Source organism: Neisseria sp., assembly GCF_030527965.1.
In the GTDB taxonomy this organism is placed as follows: Bacteria; Pseudomonadota; Gammaproteobacteria; order Burkholderiales; family Neisseriaceae; genus Neisseria.
Genome location: NZ_JAUMZU010000002.1, coordinates 163849 through 184606, shown reverse-complemented (window position 1 = coordinate 184606; position 20758 = coordinate 163849). Strand labels below are relative to the sequence as shown.

At 48.8% G+C, this 20758-nt stretch carries 19 protein-coding genes; 9 read left to right on the top strand and 10 right to left on the bottom strand.

The genetic code is table 11. The features are described from left to right. Window positions 1–8 precede the first annotated feature (8 nt). The gene (nusA, locus tag Q4A84_RS01945; protein WP_303087238.1) at window positions 9–1496 is read right to left on the bottom strand and encodes a transcription termination factor NusA; all 1488 of its coding nucleotides are present in this window, start codon (window positions 1494–1496) and stop codon (window positions 9–11) included. Window positions 1497–1523: 27 nt separating this feature from the next. Further along, on the bottom strand, window positions 1524–1955 hold the full coding sequence (rimP, locus tag Q4A84_RS01940; RefSeq protein WP_303087237.1) for a ribosome maturation factor RimP: 432 nt from the start codon (window positions 1953–1955) through the stop codon (window positions 1524–1526). Between the two features lie 244 nt (window positions 1956–2199). Between rimP and serC the strand changes: the two genes are divergently transcribed. After that, the gene (gene serC / locus Q4A84_RS01935; protein WP_303087236.1) at window positions 2200–3306 is read left to right on the top strand and encodes a phosphoserine transaminase; all 1107 of its coding nucleotides are present in this window, start codon (window positions 2200–2202) and stop codon (window positions 3304–3306) included. A gap of 118 nt (window positions 3307–3424) precedes the next feature. Here serC and Q4A84_RS01930 read toward each other — a convergent pair whose 3' ends face one another. Beyond that, complete coding sequence (locus tag Q4A84_RS01930; RefSeq protein WP_303087235.1) at window positions 3425–4741, bottom strand: aminopeptidase P N-terminal domain-containing protein; 1317 nt, start codon at window positions 4739–4741, stop codon at window positions 3425–3427. 46 nt (window positions 4742–4787) lie between these two features. Next, window positions 4788–5858, bottom strand: coding sequence for a putative lipopolysaccharide heptosyltransferase III (gene rfaQ, locus Q4A84_RS01925; RefSeq protein WP_303087234.1), 1071 nt, complete (start codon window positions 5856–5858; stop codon window positions 4788–4790). 158 nt (window positions 5859–6016) lie between these two features. On the opposite strand from rfaQ, the gene glnE reads away from it, so the two are divergent. The 5 genes from glnE (at window position 6017) to luxS (ending at window position 10924) form a co-directional block, all read left to right on the top strand. Further along, window positions 6017–8701, top strand: a complete 2685-nt coding sequence (gene glnE, locus Q4A84_RS01920; protein WP_303087233.1) for a bifunctional [glutamate--ammonia ligase]-adenylyl-L-tyrosine phosphorylase/[glutamate--ammonia-ligase] adenylyltransferase — start codon at window positions 6017–6019, stop codon at window positions 8699–8701. 84 nt (window positions 8702–8785) lie between these two features. Next, on the top strand, window positions 8786–9046 hold the full coding sequence (locus Q4A84_RS01915) for a hypothetical protein (RefSeq protein WP_303087232.1): 261 nt from the start codon (window positions 8786–8788) through the stop codon (window positions 9044–9046). 214 nt (window positions 9047–9260) lie between these two features. Continuing rightward, a complete protein-coding gene (locus tag Q4A84_RS01910) occupies window positions 9261–9866 on the top strand; it encodes a glutathione S-transferase N-terminal domain-containing protein (RefSeq protein ID WP_303087231.1) in 606 nt (201 codons plus the stop codon). Between the two features lie 47 nt (window positions 9867–9913). Continuing rightward, the gene (locus tag Q4A84_RS01905) at window positions 9914–10318 is read left to right on the top strand and encodes a ClpXP protease specificity-enhancing factor (protein WP_303087230.1); all 405 of its coding nucleotides are present in this window, start codon (window positions 9914–9916) and stop codon (window positions 10316–10318) included. Between the two features lie 99 nt (window positions 10319–10417). Continuing rightward, a complete protein-coding gene (gene luxS, locus Q4A84_RS01900; RefSeq protein WP_303087229.1) occupies window positions 10418–10924 on the top strand; it encodes an S-ribosylhomocysteine lyase in 507 nt (168 codons plus the stop codon). 64 nt (window positions 10925–10988) lie between these two features. On the opposite strand, the gene Q4A84_RS01895 is transcribed toward luxS, so the two are convergent. The 6 genes from Q4A84_RS01895 to Q4A84_RS01870 all read right to left on the bottom strand — a co-directional run bounded on the left by Q4A84_RS01895 (window position 10989) and on the right by Q4A84_RS01870 (window position 17983). After that, the gene (locus Q4A84_RS01895) at window positions 10989–13823 is read right to left on the bottom strand and encodes a valine--tRNA ligase (protein WP_303087228.1); all 2835 of its coding nucleotides are present in this window, start codon (window positions 13821–13823) and stop codon (window positions 10989–10991) included. Window positions 13824–13989: 166 nt separating this feature from the next. Further along, window positions 13990–14280: a DNA-binding transcriptional regulator gene (locus Q4A84_RS01890; protein ID WP_303087227.1), complete on the bottom strand. Its 291-nt coding sequence runs from the start codon at window positions 14278–14280 to the stop codon at window positions 13990–13992. Window positions 14281–14590: 310 nt separating this feature from the next. Next, window positions 14591–15367, bottom strand: coding sequence for a type I methionyl aminopeptidase (gene map, locus Q4A84_RS01885; RefSeq protein ID WP_303087226.1), 777 nt, complete (start codon window positions 15365–15367; stop codon window positions 14591–14593). Window positions 15368–15481: 114 nt separating this feature from the next. Further along, window positions 15482–15976: a hypothetical protein gene (locus Q4A84_RS01880; protein ID WP_303087225.1), complete on the bottom strand. Its 495-nt coding sequence runs from the start codon at window positions 15974–15976 to the stop codon at window positions 15482–15484. Between the two features lie 167 nt (window positions 15977–16143). Beyond that, window positions 16144–17208 carry a class II fructose-bisphosphate aldolase gene (gene fba, locus Q4A84_RS01875; RefSeq protein ID WP_303087224.1) on the bottom strand — a complete coding sequence of 355 codons (1065 nt, stop codon included), beginning with the start codon at window positions 17206–17208 and terminating at the stop codon, window positions 16144–16146. 244 nt (window positions 17209–17452) lie between these two features. After that, complete coding sequence (locus tag Q4A84_RS01870) at window positions 17453–17983, bottom strand: inorganic diphosphatase (RefSeq protein WP_303087223.1); 531 nt, start codon at window positions 17981–17983, stop codon at window positions 17453–17455. A gap of 157 nt (window positions 17984–18140) precedes the next feature. Here Q4A84_RS01870 and Q4A84_RS01865 point away from each other — a divergent pair, with 157 nt between their 5' ends. The 3 genes from Q4A84_RS01865 (at window position 18141) to tsf (ending at window position 20338) form a co-directional block, all read left to right on the top strand. After that, window positions 18141–18344, top strand: coding sequence for a hypothetical protein (locus Q4A84_RS01865; protein ID WP_303087222.1), 204 nt, complete (start codon window positions 18141–18143; stop codon window positions 18342–18344). Between the two features lie 186 nt (window positions 18345–18530). Further along, window positions 18531–19259: a 30S ribosomal protein S2 gene (rpsB, locus tag Q4A84_RS01860; RefSeq protein WP_303087221.1), complete on the top strand. Its 729-nt coding sequence runs from the start codon at window positions 18531–18533 to the stop codon at window positions 19257–19259. 224 nt (window positions 19260–19483) lie between these two features. Further along, complete coding sequence (gene tsf, locus Q4A84_RS01855) at window positions 19484–20338, top strand: translation elongation factor Ts (RefSeq protein ID WP_303087220.1); 855 nt, start codon at window positions 19484–19486, stop codon at window positions 20336–20338. Window positions 20339–20758 lie beyond the last annotated feature (420 nt).

The following is a 20758-nucleotide window of genomic DNA, read 5'->3' as shown; positions in this document are numbered from 1 at the left end:
CTTACCTCTCATTTATCTTCTTCGAACCAGTGGGCACGGGCAGCCATAATCACTTTTTCAGCTTCTTCTTTGCTCACGCCGGTAATTTCGATTAATTCATCAATAGCCAATTCCGCCAAACCGTCACGATCATTAATGCCTGCCTGAACCAAATCACGCAACATATCCTGATCCACGCCCTCAAGCGACTTCAAATCGTCGGCCACTTCATCCAACTTCTCTTCCGATGCGATGGCTAAGGTCAGAATGGCATCTCGAGCACGGTTACGCAGCGTTTCAACCGTCGCTTCGTCAAATCCGATTTCCACCAATTCATCCGCCGGCACATAAGCCACTTCTTCCAGCGATGCAAAGCCCTCTTGTACCAGAACATTTGCGGTTTCTTCATCTACGTTCAAATGTTCGACAAACAAACTGCGGATGGCTGCATCTTCCGCAGCATGACGCTCTTCAGCTTCCTGCACTGTCATAATATTCAATTGCCAGTTCGTCAGATCCGCAGCCAAACGCACGTTCTGACCACCACGACCAATAGCCAGCGCCAACTGATCTTCCGCCACAACCACATCCACCGCGTGCTTGTCTTCATCGATCAAAATGCGGGTTACTTCTGCCGGAGAAAGCGCATTAATCACAAATTGCGCCGTTTCAGTCGACCACAAAACCACATCAATACGCTCTCCGCTGATCTCATTACTTACAGCATTAATACGCGAACCTCGCACACCGATACAGGTACCTTGCGGATCAATACGCTGATCATTTGATTTAACAGCAATTTTAGCGCGTTGACCCGGGTCACGTGCAGCTTCTTTGATTTCCAACAAACCGTCTGCAATTTCAGGCACTTCTTGCTCGAACAGTTTCACTAAAAATTCTCGTGAAGTACGGCTTAAAATAACCTGCTTACGCGCGCCTTGCTCGTCCACTCGTAAAAACAGCGCACGGATGCGGTCACCGTTTCGATAATTTTCACGCGGAATCATTTGATCTCGAGGAATCAAGGCGTCCAATTTACCGATTTCCACAATAATGCCGTGACGCTCAACGCGTTTCACAGTACCCAGCACAATATCATCTTTTCGCTGCAAAAATTCATTAAGAATTTTCTCACGCTCCGCATCACGGATGCGTTGCAAAATAATTTGCTTAGCCGTTTGCGCTGCTTGGCGACCAAATGCTTCATTCGGCAGTTTTTCTTCGTAATACTCCCCGATTTGAAGCAGCGTATCCGGGATTTCTTCTTGAATTTCTTCAATGGTTTTTTCTGTATCCGGATAGGTATAATCTTCATCCGCCACAATCAGCCAACGGCGGTAAGTAGCATATTCACCAGTTTCACGATCGATTTCGACACGCACATCCATATGCTCGCGTTCAGATTTTTTCTTAGCGGCAGTGCCCAAAGCAAATTCCAGCGCATCAAATACCACATCAGGGTCTACGTTTTTTTCGCTGGCCAATGCTTCGGCCAACTGCAACATTTCACGACTCATGCTCAAACTCCTAAGGATTTATTAATTTTAAAATTTAAATTCGGGTTTCAGACGGGCTTTGTCAATATTGGCTAATTCCAACTCAACTGTTTTCCCATCGAAAGAAATCTTTACAATGTTGTTTTCACAACCTTCGATACGACCGATAAAATTTTTCTGTCCGTCAACCGGCAACCGGGTTTTCACTTTAGTTTGCTGCCCGGTAAAACGCATAAAATCATCAGCCTTTTTCAAAAGCCGATCCAGGCCGGGACTTGAGATTTCCAGATTTTTATAATCGATATCCTCCACCATAAACACACGGCTCAAATGGTTGCTCACGGTTGCACAGTCTTCCACCGTAATTCCACCATCCTTATCGATAAAGATGCGCAATGTGCCTTGGGCCGTCAGTTCAAAATCAACCAATTCATAACCCATCCCAGGTAAAGTTTTCTCAAGAATATTTTGGATATCCAAATTCTGCTCCGCAAAAAAACAAAAAATGGCCTTCTGGCCATTCTTCAATATAAATGAAAAATTTTACGGATTATAAACCTTTTATTCCTAAAAGAAAAGTATTTGTTCTACCATTCAGGCAAGCAAACATCCCGCTCAGCAGCAACCTTGCGCGAAGGTCTCACTACCGCTAAAATCATCGCCTATTTCTTAATCATAGCAATAACTTCCGATTAAATCGGCTTAGCCCAGATAGGTTTTCGTCATGTCCGAACCCACCGTTTATAATTTCTCTTCCGGCCCCGGCACCCTGCCGGAAGCTGTTTTACGCACAGCACAAAATGAAATGCTTGATTACAACGGCACCGGCCTTTCGGTCATGACAATGAGCCATCGTTCCGATATGTTTATGAGCATTCTCCATCATGCGGAACAAGATTTGCGACAGCTTCTAGCTATTCCGGAACACTACAAAGTATTATTTCTGCAAGGCGGTGCCAACGCCCAATTCAATATGGTTGTAATGAACTTTGCCAATGGTTTCAAACAGGTCGATTCGGTCGTAACCGGCAACTGGTCTGCAACTGCACATTCGCAAATGGGCAAACTGTCTGACGTTGATATCCATCTGGCCGCACACGGTGGTGAACAATACGACTATACCGATTTGCCGCCGGCAGAAGATTGGGATATTGACGCAGGCTCGGCTTTCGTTCATTTTGTAAGCAATGAAACAGCCAACGGCTTGCAATACCGCGAGATGCCTAAATTGCCCGAGGGAATGCCGCCTTTGGTTTGTGACATGTCGAGCGAGATTTTATCGCGCCGAATCCAAGTTGACGATTTCGGCGTCATTTATGCCGGCGCACAAAAAAATATAGGCCCTGCCGGCGCCACTGTAGTTATCATACGAGAAGATCTGCTGGAACGTTGCTCAGAACGCATACCCAACGTATGGAACTACAAAACTCACATTGACAAACAAGGCATGTACAACACCCCTGCCACTTACCCCATCTACATTGCCGGATTGACTTTCCGGTGGCTGCAGACGCAAGGGGGCGTAGAGAAAATCGAAAAACTGAACAATTTAAAAGCTCAAATGCTTTATGAGGCTATTGATGGCAGCAGCGGTTTTTACACCAACCCCATCCAACCCAACGCTCGTTCTTACATGAACGTGATTTTCACGACTGGAAATGCCGCTTTAGACAAACTATTTGCCCAAGAAGCCGCTTTTTACGGCTTAAAATCACTCAGCGGCTATAAAAGCATTGGCGGCATGCGTGCCAGCATTTACAATGCCATGCCCCTATCTGGGGTAGAAGAGTTAACCAAGTTTATGGCCGACTTCAAACATCGTTACGGATAATCAATTTATTTAATATCAACTAGGTTTTAATTAAGACATTAAACTTGTGTATTATTCTATTTTTGATCATCTTTAACTTTGTATAACCCTGAGAAGCTGCTACCACTCACTTAAAATATTAACAACGCTGCATCAAAGCCTCGATTTCAGCCACCGTTTTCGGCACCTCCGAAGTATAGACATCATTTCCGTTTTCAGTAATCAATACATTGTCTTCGATACGGATGCCGATATCGTGAAACTCAGCCGGAATATCAGGTGCTGCACTAATGTAGAGCCCCGGTTCAATGGTTGTGCACATACCCGGGCACAATGGCAACAGGCTTCCGTCGGCATGATAACGGCCACCAACATCATGCACGTCCAATCCGATCCAATGGCCCAGCCCGTGCATATAAAAACGGCGGTACGCTTGGCTTTCAATATTTTCATCCAAACTGCCTGAGAGCAGCTTAAGGTCAATCAGGCCTTGAACTAGAGTTTCTAACGCTTTTTTCTGAATGTCTTTCCAATAAGCACCGGGCAGAGTTTGTTGGATAGCTGTTTCGTTGGCAGCCAGTACGATTTCATACACTTCCTTCTGTGCCGAGCTGAATATGCCATTTACAGGGAAAGTACGAGTAATGTCTCCGGCATAGTTTTCAAATTCGCCTCCGGCATCAATCAGCAGCAAATCACCATCTTGAAGCATATTGTTATTATCAACATAGTGCAGGCAGCACGCATTTTTTCCGCCGCCGACAATGCTGTTATAAGCCGCATAGCGGGCGCCGTTTTGCATAAAATGGTGCAACAATTCCGCTTCGACTTGATATTCATACAGACCCGGGCGCGTGTAGCGCATGGCTCGGATATGCGCTTGCGCACTGATGCTGCCCGCACGGCGCAGCAAATCAATTTCGCTCGCATCTTTGATTTGGCGCATCGGATCCAGAATGCGGCTCAGATCGTTTAAAACCTCGGGCGCTTGCACAAATCCGGTTACCGCACGCTGAACCGCCGCTTGCTTAACAGGATACCAAAGCCGCATCAGCTCTTGGTCGTATTCAGGATAAAGCCCCCATAAAGCATAAAGGCCACTACTGCCCTTAATCGCTTCTGACAATCTGCTTTGCCATTCAGACAAAGGATAGGCTTCATCCACCCCGAACACCGCCTGCGCTGCCTCCGGACCATAACGGAAACCATCCCATGTTTCGCGCAAAGGGTCTTTTTCCCGGCAAAACAAGGTGCTACGGCCGGTTTTACCATCCAGCAGTAATACCGATTCGGGTTCAGGAAAGCCGCTGAGGTAATACAGATAGCTGTCTTGACGATAAGGGTATTGGGTATCGTTGCTTCGACGCTGTTCGGGCGCGCTGAACAATACGGCAATGCCATCGCCGATTTTGTCTAACAGCTGTTTTCGGCGCTTTTGGTAGATGGTCGGATTCATAAAATTCCTTTTAAAGAGAGGCAAAAAGCCTGTCTGAAAATGTGCTTTACGAAGATAATTTCTGCTCGACGGCAGCCCAAACAGCATCAACCGGAATGTTGCTCAAATAGCGCTCGGTCGTATTCACATCAATGCTGTTGGGATGAGGCAGCTCACCAAAATCGCCCGCCCACACCACTTCGGCCTTATCGGAATAAGGCCGCCAGCGGCTGACCCAACTCGGGCCGAACAGCGCGACCTGCGGCTTATCAAGCGCGGCAGCAATGTGCATGGGCACGGAATCAACGCCGATAAACAATTTCGCGCCGTCAATCGCGGCGGCCAACTCGCGCAAACTCAACACACCGTCGAGCACCCATAATTTCTGTGGCATCGCAATATGAATTTGCGATTGCAACTTTTCCAGCATGGCATGTTCACGTGCATCGGGCGCAGCGGTCAATATCACATTGTGTCCGGCAGCAAGCAGTTTCTTCAGCAACTCGGCAGTTTTATCGTCATCCCAGCATTTGAAAAACCAACGCGAGCCGGGATGCACCAAGACATAATCCTCGCCCTTCCAACCTCTTTCTGCCAGCTTCAGCCCGAGACTATGGCGCGAAGCCTCGGAAATGCCCATGCGCACTTGCGGTCGATAACCTTTCAAATCCAGCTTTAACGGCTCAAGCAGGCTTAGGTAGTCGTCTACCGTATGAATATCCATGCCGCCCGGTTCGACAAAATCGGTATGGAATTTGCGCCAGAGCACATTGCGCCGGTTATGCCAATTAAACGTCAGCACACGCTTTGCGCCGCTATATTTAGCAAGCGCGCCGGCACGCCAGCGGTTGGAAAAATTCAATACGACATCATAATCCTGAAACTGTATCCAGCGCGCCAAGGCAATTTCCTGCCTGACCTGAAACAATTTCCCTTGTTTTTTCCAGTTTCGATCTATGGTATGGATACGCGCAATCAGAGGGTTGTCTGTCACAACGTCTTCCATCCCCTTATAAACCAGCATATCGATGCTGCAATCGGGTAGTGCGGCCTTTAAGGCATCGGCTACCGCCGTAGTGAGCAACACGTCGCCGTGGTGCATCAACTGAATCAATAAAAATCGTTGTTTTTGCTTCATCGCTCGACAATCTTTTGTTATTTGCTTCATTAGCAAACGCCATTATAAAACCAAAGTGGTTTTTCAGACAGGCATTTGATACTATAGCAAACACGCTTCATTTCCCGCTTTATCTGGGAATGCCGCCTTTTCCAATGCCTGTCTGAAAACACGAAACCATGTCTGCCATTGCCAACGCCCGCCTCCATTCCCAATACCTTGCCCGCCATCTTGATAACGGCAATCTTAATCCTACCGTACTCGAGCCCTTGCTATCCCGAGCCCTGACCGACGCCGATTTTCAGCAGTTTGCCGACTGGCAGAAATTGCAACACGATGAAAACGAAGCCGAGCTTGCCCGCCAGCTGCGCCTGTTGCGCCGCTACGTGATGGCACACATCATCATCCGCGACATCAATCGCATCAGCACATTGGAAGAAGTGACCGGCACCATTACCCGCTTCGCCGACTTCGCCGTTAATACCGCACTCGATTACGCCTACGCCTACTATCAAGATATGTACGGCACGCCGATAGGCCGCTACAGCGGCGAGCCGCAATACCTGAGCGTGGTTGCGATGGGCAAAGCCGGCGGCTACGAACTAAACGTGTCATCCGACATCGACCTGATTTTCGTTTACCCGGAAAATGGCAATACAAACGGCAAACGCGAACGTACCAATCAAGAATTCTTTACCAAAACCGGCCAAAAACTCATAACCCTACTCAACGACATCACCGCCGACGGCCAAGTATTCCGCGTCGACATGCGTCTGAGGCCAGACGGCGACAGCGGCGCGCTCGTACTCAGCGAAACCGCGCTCGAGCAATACCTGATTACGCAAGGCCGCGAATGGGAGCGCTACGCATGGTGCAAAGGTCGGGTCGTCACACCGTATACCAACGACATCCCCGCGCTCGTGCGCCCCTTCGTATTCCGAAAATACCTTGATTTCAACTCCTATGAAGCCATGCGCGGCTTACACCGGCAAATCCGGCGCGAAGTGCAGAAAAAAGGCATGACCGACAACATCAAACTCGGCGCCGGCGGCATCCGCGAAATCGAATTTATCGCCCAGATATTTCAAATGATACGCGGCGGACAAAATCGCGCGCTGCAACTGAAAGGCACGCAGGAAACCCTGCACAAACTTGAAGAATTGGAAATTCTGCCCGCCCATACCGTTGCCGAACTTTTAGAAGCCTATCGGTTTTTGCGCGACGTCGAACACCGGCTGCAATACTGGGACGACCAGCAAACCCAAACCCTGCCTGAAAATCCCGAACAGCAACAGCGACTGGCCGAAAGCATGGGCTTCGAACACTACCCGGCTTTTTCAGACAAGCTTAACCAACACCGCAAAACAGTCAACCAGATATTCGAACAAGTGCTTGCCGACCCTGAAGAAGCACCGAGCGAAAGCCCGCACGATCTGGCGCTACTTTGGCAGGAAGACGGCGACCAAACCACGCAAACCGCCTTGCTTGAACAGCTCGGTTTCGATGCCGCCGCCATTATCAAACGGCTGGCTCAAATCAGACACAGCAGCAAATACCGCCGCCTGTCCCAACGCGCCCTGCAGCGTTTTGATGCCATTGTTCCGCAAATCATCGGCGCAGCGGGCGATTGCCATCACCCCACGCAAACCCTGCTGCGTCTGTTGGATTTTCTTGAAACCGTCAGCACCCGCTCATCTTATCTGGCCTTTTTGCAAGAATATCCCAACCAATTAAAGCAGCTCGCCGAAATCATGAGCCAAAGCTCTTGGGTTGCAGGCTATCTGCAACGCCACCCCTTACTGCTCGACAGCCTGCTTTCCGCCCAACTGATGGAAAAAGAACAAGATTGGCCCAAAGTCGCCGCCGATCTGGCCGCTACGCTCGAAGCCTGCGAAGATACGGAAAGCAAGATGGATGCCTTGCGCCACTTTCAACACGCGCAAACCTTCCGCCTCGCCGTGCAAGACTTGGCCGGTTTGTGGACGGTCGAAGCGCTCAGCGACGAGCTTTCCATCATAACCGACATCATTCTGGAACAAACGCTGATTCACGCTTGGCGCGACATGCCGAAAACCCATTGCGAAACGCCCAATTTCGCTATCATCGGCTATGGCAAATTGGGCGGCAAAGAATTAGGCTACACTTCCGATCTTGACCTCGTTTATCTGTATGACGATCCTCATCCCGACGCGCCCGATACTTACACCCGCCTCGCCCGTCGTCTGACCACTTGGCTCTCGGGCAACACCGGCGCCGGTACCCTATACGAAGTCGACCTGCGTCTGCGCCCGAACGGCGACAGCGGCTTTCTTGCCCACACCGTAACCGCATTTGAAAAATACCAGCACGAAAGCGCATGGACTTGGGAGCACCAATCGCTCACCCGTGCCCGCTACATTACCGGCTCGCCCGACATCGGCCGAGCATTTGAAAAAATCCGCCGCGACATCCTAACCGGAACGCGCGACACCGAAAGCCTGCGCCACGAAATCATCGACATGCGCGAAAAAATGTTCCCCACCCACCCGCCGCTCGATACCGACGTAAAATACGCGCGCGGCGGCGTGGTAGATGTTGAATTTATCGTACAATATCTGATTCTTTCGCAATCGCAGCATTGCCCCGCCCTGCTGGAAAACTACGGCAACATCGCCCTGTTGCGCATGGCTGCCGAGCACGGCCTGATTGATGCCGAATCCGCCCGCGCCAGCCGCCGTGCCTACCGTTTTTTCCGCAAATGCCAACATGATAAAAAGCTGCGCGACGCCGAAAAAATCGAAGCCGGAGCCGAGCTGCTTGCCCATTACGCTGCAGTAAAAACCCTATGGGCCGAAGTGTTCGGCGAAGCACCGAAAACCGCATAAACCACGATGCCTGCCTGAAAAAACCGCGCCTTGCTTTCAGACAGGCATCAAAACAGGCAACTCACTTAAATCCACAAATACATCATGCACTTCTCACTTTTATCACTCGCCACCGCCGCCCTTTTGTTTGTCTGGTTTTTGATTACCATCATATGGGGCAGCATCTGGCTGAATCTGATTACCCTAGATCAAAGCGATAAAGGCAACTTCCTTGGCGAAAAAGCCAAGAGCGCCGCCGACCGCCTCGGCCTCAGCATGCTGCGCTTTCCCGTTTTTCACCTCATCCTGTGGCTGGCCGACGTTGTCGGCTGGTGTTATGCCGCACTTTTCTGGTGGCAAAAATAGAAAACAATGCCAGCGTGAAAACGTGTCCGCACGAAAACCAAAATTCAAAAAATCAAGAAATACCTAATAAAAATATTAACTTATAATCAATTTGTTGGTTTTTTCACGTAAAAATATTATACTTACTTATATTTTCCTTTCTGCACTGACGGGCAAACCCATACTACTGATGGGTTTGCCCGTCATAGCCAAACCATTTCAGGAGCTTCTTGCCATGATGATTTTATATTCCGGCATTACCTGCCCGTTCAGCCACCGCTGCCGCTTTGTTTTATATGAAAAAGGCATGGATTTCGAAATCAAAGATGTCGACGTATTTAACAAGCCCGAAGACCTTGCCGTTATGAACCCTTACAACGAAGTGCCGGTATTGGTGGAGCGCGACCTGATTCTGCACGAATCCAACATCATCAACGAATACATAGACGAACGCTTTCCCCACCCGCAATTGATGCCGGGCGATCCGGTGATGCGCGGCCGCGGCCGTTTGGTGCTGTTTCGCATGGAAAAAGAGCTATTCAACCACGTTCATGTATTGGAAGACCCGGAAACCCACCCCAAAGAGCATACCAAAGCACGCGAAGCAATTGCAAACGGCCTGACCATTCTCGCGCCGGCTTTCAGTAAAAACAAATACATATTGGGCGATGAATTTTCAATGATCGACGTTGCCCTTGCCCCCTTGTTGTGGCGCCTGAACCACTATGAAATCAAACTGGGCAAATCCGCCGCACCTCTGCTCAAATATGCAGAGCGAATTTTCCAACGGGAAGCCTTTATCGAAGCGCTTACCCCTGCCGAAAAAGCAATGCGCCGTTAACCCAAACCCTCGGGCCAGCCCCGCTTGCCCGCCAAGGAGCAACCGCCATGACCGCCAGCACCAAACCCTATCTGTTGCGCGCCCTCTATGAATGGTGTCTCGACAACAGCCAAACGCCCCATATCGTTGCATGGGTAAACGAACATACGCGCGTGCCGATGCAATATGTGCGCGACAATGAAATCGTTTTAAACATCGGCCCCACCGCCAGCCCAGATGTTCACATTGATAACGAATGGATCAACTTTTCCGCCCGCTTCGGCGGCGTAGCGCATGAAATCTGGATACCGGTAGGTCATGTAATCAGCATTTTCGGGAGGGAAAGCGGCGAAGGCATGGGGTTTGAAGTTGAGCCTTGGCAGCCAGCGGCAGAAAAAAATCCGCCTGCCGACAAGCCCGCCGAACCCGAAAGCGGCGAAACCAAGAAAAAAGGCCTCAAACTGGTAAAATAGCCTGCCTCTTGCATAATGCCTGTCTGAAAAGCACGCACAAGATTTTCAGGCAGGCTTCAGTATCCGTTTTTCAAATACCACCCCAAAAAAGGACATATCATGCCTTTACTCGATAGCTTCAAAGTCGACCATACCCGCATGCACGCGCCTGCCGTGCGCATTGCCAAAACCATGCGTACCCCGAAAGGCGATAGCATTACCGTTTACGATTTGCGCTTTTGTATTCCGAATCAGGAAATCCTGCCCGAAAAAGGCATTCACACGCTGGAACACCTGTTTGCAGGTTTCATGCGCGACCACCTAAACGGCAGCGATGTCGAAATCATCGATATTTCGCCGATGGGCTGCCGCACCGGCTTTTACATGAGCCTAATCGGCACGCCCGACGAGCAAACCGTTGCCGCCGCATGGCTTGCTTCGATGCAAGACGTATTAAATGTGCAAGACCAAACGCGCATTCCCGAGCTCAACGAATACCAATGCGGTACCTACCACATGCACTCGCTCGCCGAAGCGCAAGACATCGCCCGCAACGTGCTGACACGCAAAATCCAAGTCAATAAAAACGAAGATTTGACACTGGATGAGCGCCTGTTAAACGCTTAAACTTAACCGGCAAACAAAATGCCTGTCTGAATATTTCAGATAGGCATTTTTAATGCAACAGCAATCAGCCCAACTTCGCCAACTGCGCCGTAACCTTGGCCATTTTATCCTGCAAATCAGCCAGCTCCGCTTGGTCTTTTTCCACCAAATGCGCAGGCGCCTTTTCGATATAACCCGGTTTACTCAATTTGGCGTTGATTTTATCCAATGCTTTTTGTAGCTTTTCCGCCTCTTTGCTTAAACGGGCGGTTTCCGCGGCCTTGTCGATTTCCACCTTCAACATCAAACGGGCGTTTCGGGCTTCTTTGCATACCGATACCGGCGCATCTTCCCCTTCCGGTAATTTCTCTACCAGCGTGGCTTCGGTCAAGCGGGTAAGCGCGGGCAAATATTTTAAAAATGCCTCCAAATCTTTACCGCCTTCGATAAACAACGGTGCTTTTACCCCCGGGCCCAAACCCATCTCGCCTCTCAGGTTGCGCACCGATTCGACCAAACCTTTCAAAACGTCCATTTTTTCAAAAGCGGCAGGTGCAATCTTCTCGGCATCGGCTTGCGGGAATTTAGCCAACATAATGCTGTCGGCGATTTTCCGACCGCATAAAGGCGCAACCGTTTGCCACAATTCCTCGGTAATAAACGGAATAATCGGATGCAACAGCCGCAGCGCAGCTTCCAACACACGCAGCAACGTAGCTCGGGTGGTACGCTGCGTGGTCGGGCAACCGGTTTGCAATTGCACCTTGGCCAATTCGATATACCAATCGCAATATTCGTTCCACACAAATTCATACAGCGTTTGCGCCGCCAAATCAAAGCGGTAAGTATCGAAAGCCTCGGTAACGGCGGCTTCCACTTGCTGTAAGCGGCCAATCATCCATTGATCGACAAAAGTATACGCACGCGGCAAAGTTTCGTCGGTACCGCAATCCTGCCCTTCCGTATTCATCAGCACGAAATTGGTGGCATTCCACAATTTATTGCAGAAATTGCGATAACCCTCGGCCCGTTTGAAATCAAAATTAATGCTGCGGCCAAGACTTGCATAGCTCGCCATGGTAAAACGCAAAGCATCGGTGCCAAACACCGGAATGCCTTCCGGAAACAGCTTCTCCGTAGCCTTCTTCACTTGCGGCGCTTTTTCCGGCCGGCGTAAACCCGTGGTGCGTTTTACCAACAGGCTTTCGAGATCGATTCCGTCAATCAAATCCACCGGATCAATCACATTGCCCTCGGATTTCGACATTTTTTTGCCTTCATGGTCGCGCACCATGCCGTGGATATAAACGTCTTTAAACGGCACTTTGCCGGTAAAATGGGTAGTCATCATAATCATTCTGGCCACCCAGAAAAAGATGATTTCGTAGCCGGTAACCAAAACGTTACTTGGCAAAAAGGCTTTTAGCTCAGGCGTTTCGGCAGGCCAGCCCAAGGTGGAAAACGGCACAAGCGCAGAAGAAAACCAAGTATCCAAAACGTCTTCATCGCGGGTAAGGCCGTTTTTGCCTGCCAGTTGCTCCGCTTCATGCTGACTGCGGGCAACGTAACAATTGCCTTCCACATCATACCAAGCAGGAATCTGATGACCCCACCAAAGCTGGCGCGAAATGCACCAGTCTTGGATATTGTTCATCCATTGGTTGTATGTATTAACCCAGTTTTCAGGAATAAAACGCACCTGGCCGCTGTCTACCGCATGTTTCGCTTTCTGAGCCAAACTCATGCCCTTGAATTCGCTTTCCGGCTCGCCGCCGTTCGGTGCGGCAGACATAGCAACGAACCACTGGCTGGTCAGCATAGGCTCAATTACCGAGCCGGTGCGGTCGCCTTTCGGCGTCATCAAGGTATGCGGCTTTACTTCAACCAAAAGCCCCTGCGCTTCCAAATCGGCCACCATCTGCTTACGGGCGGCGAAGCGATCCAAGCCAACATAAGCCGCCGGCAAAGCAATGCCTGTCTGAATTTCGCCTTTGTAATCGAATACTTCGGCTTCACCCAATATTTTTGCTTCCAAATCGAATACGTTGATTAACTTCGTATCATGACGTTTGCCGACTTCATAATCGTTAAAATCATGCGCCGGCGTGATTTTGACGCAGCCGGTGCCGAAATCTTTTTCCACATATTCATCCGCAATCACGGGAATTCTGCGCCCCGTCAACGGCAACAACAGCTCTTTGCCGATGAAACGGGCGTAACGTTCATCTTCGGGATTAACGGCTACCGCCACATCGCCCAATAATGTTTCCGGACGGGTTGTTGCCACAATCATGGCCTCATCCGGGCAATCAGCCAAAGGATAACGGATATGCCACATCGAGCCCTGCTCTTCCACACTTTCCACTTCCAAATCGGAAACGGCGGTGCCAAGCACGGGATCCCAGTTTACCAAGCGTTTTCCGCGGTAAATCAAACCTTGTTCAAACAGGCGAACGAACACTTCGGTAACCACTTTCGCGCGCGTATCATCCATCGTGAAGTATTCGCGTTGCCAATCGGCCGAGCAGCCCATGCGGCGCATCTGCTCTGTGATGGTGCCGCCGGATACGTTTTTCCATTCCCAAACCTTATCCAGAAAGGCTGCCCGCCCCAAATCATGACGGCTGACGCCCTGCGCGGCCAACTGGCGCTCAACCACAATCTGCGTCGCAATGCCCGCATGGTCGGTGCCGGGAATCCAGCAGGTGTTGCGGCCCTTCATGCGATAATAGCGGGTAAGGCCGTCCATAATGGTTTGGTTGAACGCATGGCCCATGTGCAACGTACCGGTTACATTGGGTGGCGGCAATTGAATGGAAAAAGATTCTTCGGCAGCCATATCGGGCTGAAAATAACCTTGGGCTTGCCAATTTTGATAATGCTTGGCTTCGATTTCGGCGGGATTGTATTTGTTTAACATGGCGGGTTTCGCTGTAAATCCAGTAAAAAATTTAACGAATAATTATATAGGTTTGCCCCTTATGCCGACAAGGTTTGCAAAAGCACTCCGCCGGTTTTACAAAAAAATTCAGACAGGATTTCCAAAACGGAAATGCCTGTCTGAATACTTAAAGATAAAGTGCAAACTATGATTTTCTAGAGCGAGCTTCCACAAGCAATTGCTCGTAAAGCTCAGGATTTCTCTCCTTCAACATAGAAGCCACAGCCAAATCATCGCTGTTAACTTTACCCAAATCCACTTTTTCAATATGGACCAAGCGCAAAAGCTCACGCACGGGTTTAGGCATATTTCTGCCTGATTCATAACGGGAACCGCCAGACTGAGTTACCCCCAGTTTGCTCCAGAATTCCACTTGGTTCATGCCCAAACTGCGACGAATGTCGCGTATATTATCTATTTTTTCAAAATTAGCCATTTGATACGTTTCCTTATTTAACTATGTGATTGGCAATTCTTTATTATTGTAGAAAGTCGTTTTTATTTGTGATGCGAATTATGCGTATGCAGTATAGGGTCTTGCCAAATAATTTCAACAGTAATCGAATAAAATTATAGATACTTAACGCAAACACAGATAAAGTTGTGTGAGAAATGGAACAAACTGCAAGATTGTAAATCAAATGGCACATTGATAATGCAAATAGCATTTTTTTAGCATTTTATTACGACAAATAAATAAACGCTGCCAGATAATACGGGCAGCGTTTTTAGCATTTTCAGCCTATTTAAGGCTTACCGGAGGCCGGACTGACGGTTAAAATCTCATAACCGGTATTGGTAACCAGCACTTCATGCTCCCATTGAGCGGAAAGCGAGCGGTCTTTCGTGACCACTGTCCAGCCGTCGGCCAGAATCCGCAAATGGCGTTTACCTTGGTTTATCATCGGTTCTATAGTGAAAATCATGCCCGGTTTGAGCACCGTGCCTTGACCTTTCTTGCCATAATGCAGCACCTGCGGTTCCTCATGAAAACCGCGGCCGATACCGTGGCCGCAAAACTCCTGCACCACCGAATAACCGGCGTTTTCCGCCACCTGCTGACAGGCATAACCGACATCGCCCAGCGTAGCGCCGGGGCGAACGGCCTCGATGCCGGCCATCATGGATTGATGGGTAACATCAATCAGGCGCTGTGCCTGAGGGCTGATTTTGCCTACGGCAAACATGCGGCTTGAGTCGCCATGAAAACCGTCTTTTTTGATGGTCACGTCGATATTGAGAATATCACCGTTTTTTAAAGGCTTATCATCGGGGATGCCATGGCAGATAACGTGGTTAATCGAAGTACAGCAAGATTTCGGGTATGGCGGGTTACCGTAATTCAGGGGCGCCGGATAACCGCCTTGCTCGTTGACATGGTAATCATAAATCAGTTTGTCGATTTCATTTGTTGTAACGCCGGGGCGGACAAACTGGCCGATATAATCCAGTGCTTCGGCGGCCAAGCGGCCGAGTTCGCGCATTTTCTCGATTTCTTCGGGTGTTTTGATAATGATGGACATATTATTTCTCTGAATTTATTGGCAAAACGCCGGCTATTATAGCACTTGGCAGCTCGGTTGATTTCCTTACGAGAATGCCTGTCTGAACATTTTCAGACAGGCATTGGGTCTTGCTTATTCGCAACCCAAAGCAGCGGCGGTCCCGTTGAATTCTTCCGACATATTTTTGCACGTATTCTCGTCGGTTCCTGCCAAAGAAGTACGCACTTCGGCTAACGTGGCTTTCATCTCGCCTGCCGATTCGGCAGGCAAACGGTCATAGCAACGGCTCATCCGATCAACCAATTTTTCACAGGCGGCCGTCAGTTTGGTGTCCGTCGGTTTTGCAGCTGGTGCCGGCATTTTCGGTGCGGCGCTGCTGGCCGCGGCAACCGGGGCAGAAGCTTGGGATGCCGAAGTCGATTGGGGTATCGCATTGGTTTTTTCGCCGTTATCGGTAACCCAACTGTCGGAAGCGGCCGATGCCGCAGAAGCAGCCGCAGCTACCGGTTTCGGCGCGGAGGCAGCGGAAGAAACAGCAGAGGCGGCAGAGGCGGCGGTTTGAGTTTCACCTTGGCTGCAAGCGCTCAACCACAGTGCGGCGGCCAACGCCAATAAAGATTTGTTCATAAATATTCCTGTTAAAGGCTGATACGGTATTTTCAATCTAAACATGCCTGTTTGCAAAGGCTTCCTGATATTTTATCTTGTCTTTTATGTTAACGCTTATATTCAAATGCCTGTCTGAAAAAGTTCAGACAGGCATTTTATTGCAATCGAAAGGTTGCTTTAAAGGTTTATTTAACGATTTGGTTCAATTCGCCTTTAGCGTAACGATTGGCCATTTTCTCCAACGAAACCGGCTTGATTTTAGCGCCTTGGCCTTCGCAGCCGAAGGCGAGATAACGGTCGATACACACTTGTTTCATCGCTTCCACCGTTTTCGCCAGATATTTGCGCGGGTCGAACTCAGCCGGATTTTCCGCCATAAATCTGCGGATTGCACCGGTTGAAGCCAAGCGCAAGTCGGTATCAATATTCACTTTGCGCACGCCGTGCTTGATGCCTTCCACAATTTCTTCCACCGGCACGCCGTAGGTTTCGCCAATGGCACCGCCGTATTCATTGATGATTTTCAACCATTCTTGCGGCACGGAGCTGGAACCGTGCATCACCAAATGCGTGTTCGGCAAGGCTTCATGAATTTCTTTGATACGGTCGATACGCAGCACGTCGCCGGTAGGCTTACGGCTGAATTTATAGGCGCCATGGCTGGTGCCGATGGCAATCGCCAGCGCATCCACACCGGTATCTTTCACAAAACGGGTGGCATCCTCCACGCTGGTCAGCATTTGATCATGAGAAAGCTTACCCACAGCACCTACGCCGTCTTCTTCTCCTGCCTCGCCGGTTTCTAGATTGCCCAGCACGCCAATCTCACCTTCAACCGACACCCCGCAAGCATGAGAAAATTCCACCACGCGGCGGGTTACGTCGACATTATATTCATAGGTTGATGGCGTTTTACCGTCTTCCAACAGCGAGCCGTCCATCATCACAGACGAAAAACCCAGCTGAATGGAACGTTGACACACATCAGGCGATGCGCCGTGATCTTGGTGCATCACCACGGGAATATGCGGAAATTCTTCCACCGCAGCCAGAATCAGGTGGCGTAAAAAAGGTGCACCGGCATATTTGCGGGCGCCGGCACTGGCCTGAACGATAACGGGGGCACCGGTTTGGTCTGCGGCTTCCATAATGGCGCGCATCTGTTCAAGATTATTCACATTAAAGGCAGGCAGGCCATAGCTGTTTTCGGCGGCGTGGTCGAGAAGTTGACGCATGGATACGAGAGCCATTGAGGAGTCTCCTGTTTTGTAATTAAATGTAATAAATAAAGCCAGACCGATTATAGTTTGATTTTTTATAAAAAGAAACCGTTTAAGAATAATCGGTTCAAATGTGCCATAAACATTGGCTTAGCAGCTTATTCCGATATTAATTATCTGCATTTCAAAAGCATCAACAATGCCTGTCTGAAAAAGAAAAACGCTGCTTTTACAGGCATAAAAGCAGCGCCATCATGATTTTTATTACAAACTATTACAGGGTTTTCCAACGCGCCTGAGATTCACGGATAACCTCTTTGGCTTCCTCAATATCGCCCCATTTGGTTACCTGAGTGGTACCCGGTTTTTTCAGGTCTTTGTAATGATTGAAGTGAAACTCGATTTGCTTGATCAATTGTTGCGGTAAATCGGCCAATGTATTGTAGGCATTGCCATTGTTGCGGTCGTCGGCAGGAACCACCACAACTTTATCATCCACCTCGCCGTCGTCCACAAACTTCATCACGCCGATGACTTTGGCTTCCATAAAGATACCGGTTGGCAACGGCGTTTCAGTAATAATTAAAGCATCCAGCTCATCGCCGTCTTCATCCAGCGTTTGCGGAATAAAGCCGTAGTTCGTCGGCTTTGCAAATGCAATCGGCTCCACGCGGTCAAGCTGCATCACGGCCAATTCGCGGTTCCACTCGATTTTATGATTAGAGCCGGCAGGAATCTCGATAACCACATTGATAATGCCGCCATCCACATTTCCAGCATCCAGAATTTTATTAAAGTCTGCCATTTGGGAAGTTCCTTTTTCAGATTGGGGGATAAAGCGCCGATTATAGCAAATTTCATGTTTTCAGACAGGCATATAATCATCGCATCGCCAACCAAGCAAATATTCTTTCGCATGATTATAATGCCTGTCTGAAAAACACTTTTTAAAGGCAACACACATGTGGCATATCATCGCCATCGGCTATATTTTCACCACATTAATGTTTTCTCTGGCCCAACCCGGCATCGCCAGAATACTCATTTATTTAGTGTTCTGGACCATCCTGCCCACGCTTTTCATGTTTTGGGTAGTCAAAACACGGCGGCGTAACAAACGGTTGATGCAGCAACCCCCGCAGGAAGACAAAACCTTGCCTGATTAAGGCATTATCTATATAATTACTCGGTTCCCGAATTCGGGAATGTTTATTTTAACCGTTTATTTTTAATAACGCCCGCACTCTGCGCTATAAGGGTGCTTGCCGAAACCGCCGCTATGCCTTTAATAACCGGCCTTCGCCAAGTTCTATGCGCGGGTGTTTGCATTAACCCTTTATAAGGAATTTAATATGTCTCAGATTACCATGCGCCAAATGCTTGAAGCCGGCGTACACTTCGGCCACCAAACCCGTTACTGGAACCCGAAAATGGCAGAATACATTTTCGGCGCCCGCAACAAAATCCACATCATCAATCTGGAAAAAACCCTGCCCCTGTTCCAAGAGGCACAAGAAGTGGTTCGCCGTTTGGTTGCCAACAAAGGCACCATTCTGTTTGTCGGCACTAAGCGTCAGGCTCGTGAAATCGTGCGCGAAGAAGCCGTCCGCGCCGGCATGCCCTACGTTGATTTCCGCTGGTTGGGCGGCATGCTGACCAACTACAAAACCGTTAAACAATCCATCAAACGCTTGGAAGAAAAAAGAGCGATTCTGGAAAACGCGGAAGAAAGCGGCTACAACAAAAAAGAATTGCTGGATATGACCCGCGAAGTAGAAAAACTGGAGCGCTCGCTGGGCGGTATCAAAGACATGAAAGGCTTGCCAGATGCTATCTTCGTTATCGACACCGGCTACCAACACGGTACCTTGGTGGAAGCCGCTAAATTGGGCATTCCCGTTATCGCCGTAGTCGATACCAACAACAGCCCCGACGGCGTGAAACACGTTATCCCGGGCAACGACGACTCTGCCAAAGCCATCCGCTTGTATTGCCGCGGTATTGCCGATGCCGTATTGGAAGGTAAAAACCAAGCCGTTGCCGAAACCGTTGCCGCCGCTCAAGAAGCTGCAGCCGTTTAATCATCTGCTGTTAACAAAGGGGCTTCCGCCCCTTTGTTGCTCATGAAATGCCTGTCTGAAAATTCATTCTGGCAAACTCCGTTCATTTTTCATTGGGGAACCCGCCGTCAATATCCAACAGAGGCAGGCTGGCCGTTCAATTCTGCCCTGTCGGCTGTATAAGTTCCTCAAACACAACAAGCCGTTGTGTTTATCGTTTTTAAAATTATCTCTAGGAGACAAAAATGTCTGCAATTACCGCAAAAATGGTTGCCGATCTGCGCGCCGCTACCGGCTTGGGTATGATGGAATGCAAAAAAGCCTTGGTTGAAGCCGACGGCGATATGGCAAAAGCCGAAGAAATCCTGCGCATTAAATCCGGCGCCAAAGCCGGCAAACTGGCTGGCCGTACCGCCGCTGAAGGTGTATTGGCTTACGCCATCGAAGGCAATGTCGGCGCACTGGTTGAAGTTAACTGCGAAACCGACTTCGTTGCGAAAGACACCGGTTTTGTTAGCTTCGCCAATTTCGTCGCCAAAACTGCCGCCGAGAAAAAACCGGCAACACTGGAAGAATTAAGCGCATTGGTTGAAGAAGAACGTAAAGCCATCATCGCCAAATTGGGTGAAAACATGTCGGTTCGCCGTTTCGAAATCATCGAAACCGCCAACAACCTAACCGCTTACATCCACGGTGCATTGGCAACGGAAGGCGTTTTGGTTGAATTCAAAGGTGCAGAAGACGTCGCCCGTAAAGTGGGTATGCACATCGTTGCCGCCAAACCCCAATGCGTGTCTGAAAGCCAAGTTGACGCGGAAACCGTTGAAAAAGAGCGCCACATCTACACCCAGCAAGCCATCGAATCCGGCAAACCGGCCGATATTGCAGCTAAAATGGTTGAAGGCCGCATCAAAAAATTCTTGGCAGAGGTTACCTTAAACGGCCAAGCGTTTGTGATGAACCCTGATCAAACCGTTGCCCAATTCTTGAAAGAAAACGGTGCGGAAGTTGTTTCTTTCGTTCGCTATAAAGTGGGTGACGGCATTGAGAAAAAAGAAGTGGACTATGCTGCGGAAGTTGCTGCTGCAGCCAAAGTGTAATCCTCTGTTTTAATTATTTTAAAAACCCGCCTTTATATTATTGGAATATTTTCTCAATAATATAAAGGCGGGTTTTCTATTTCTCTATAAGAACAAATAAAATATTTTGTTATAACATAACATTTTATTTTTCTAACTAAGGGATTAAAATTTCGTATTTGCATATAAAATCAAAACAACTATATAATGAAAACAATAACAGTCAGAATTTATATAATGCCATGAAATTTTTTAATCTTATGATTTTAAAATCCTATCTGAAACACCTGTCGGTTATTCTAATTTGAATAAATGGTATTTATTAATATAAATATTGGCTTTTATTTAAGTATTCGATAATAATAGAAATCACTATTAACAAATTTCCACCAAAGGAAAAATATTGATTTCTATTTCTTTAGTGCCAACCGTTTTCTACTA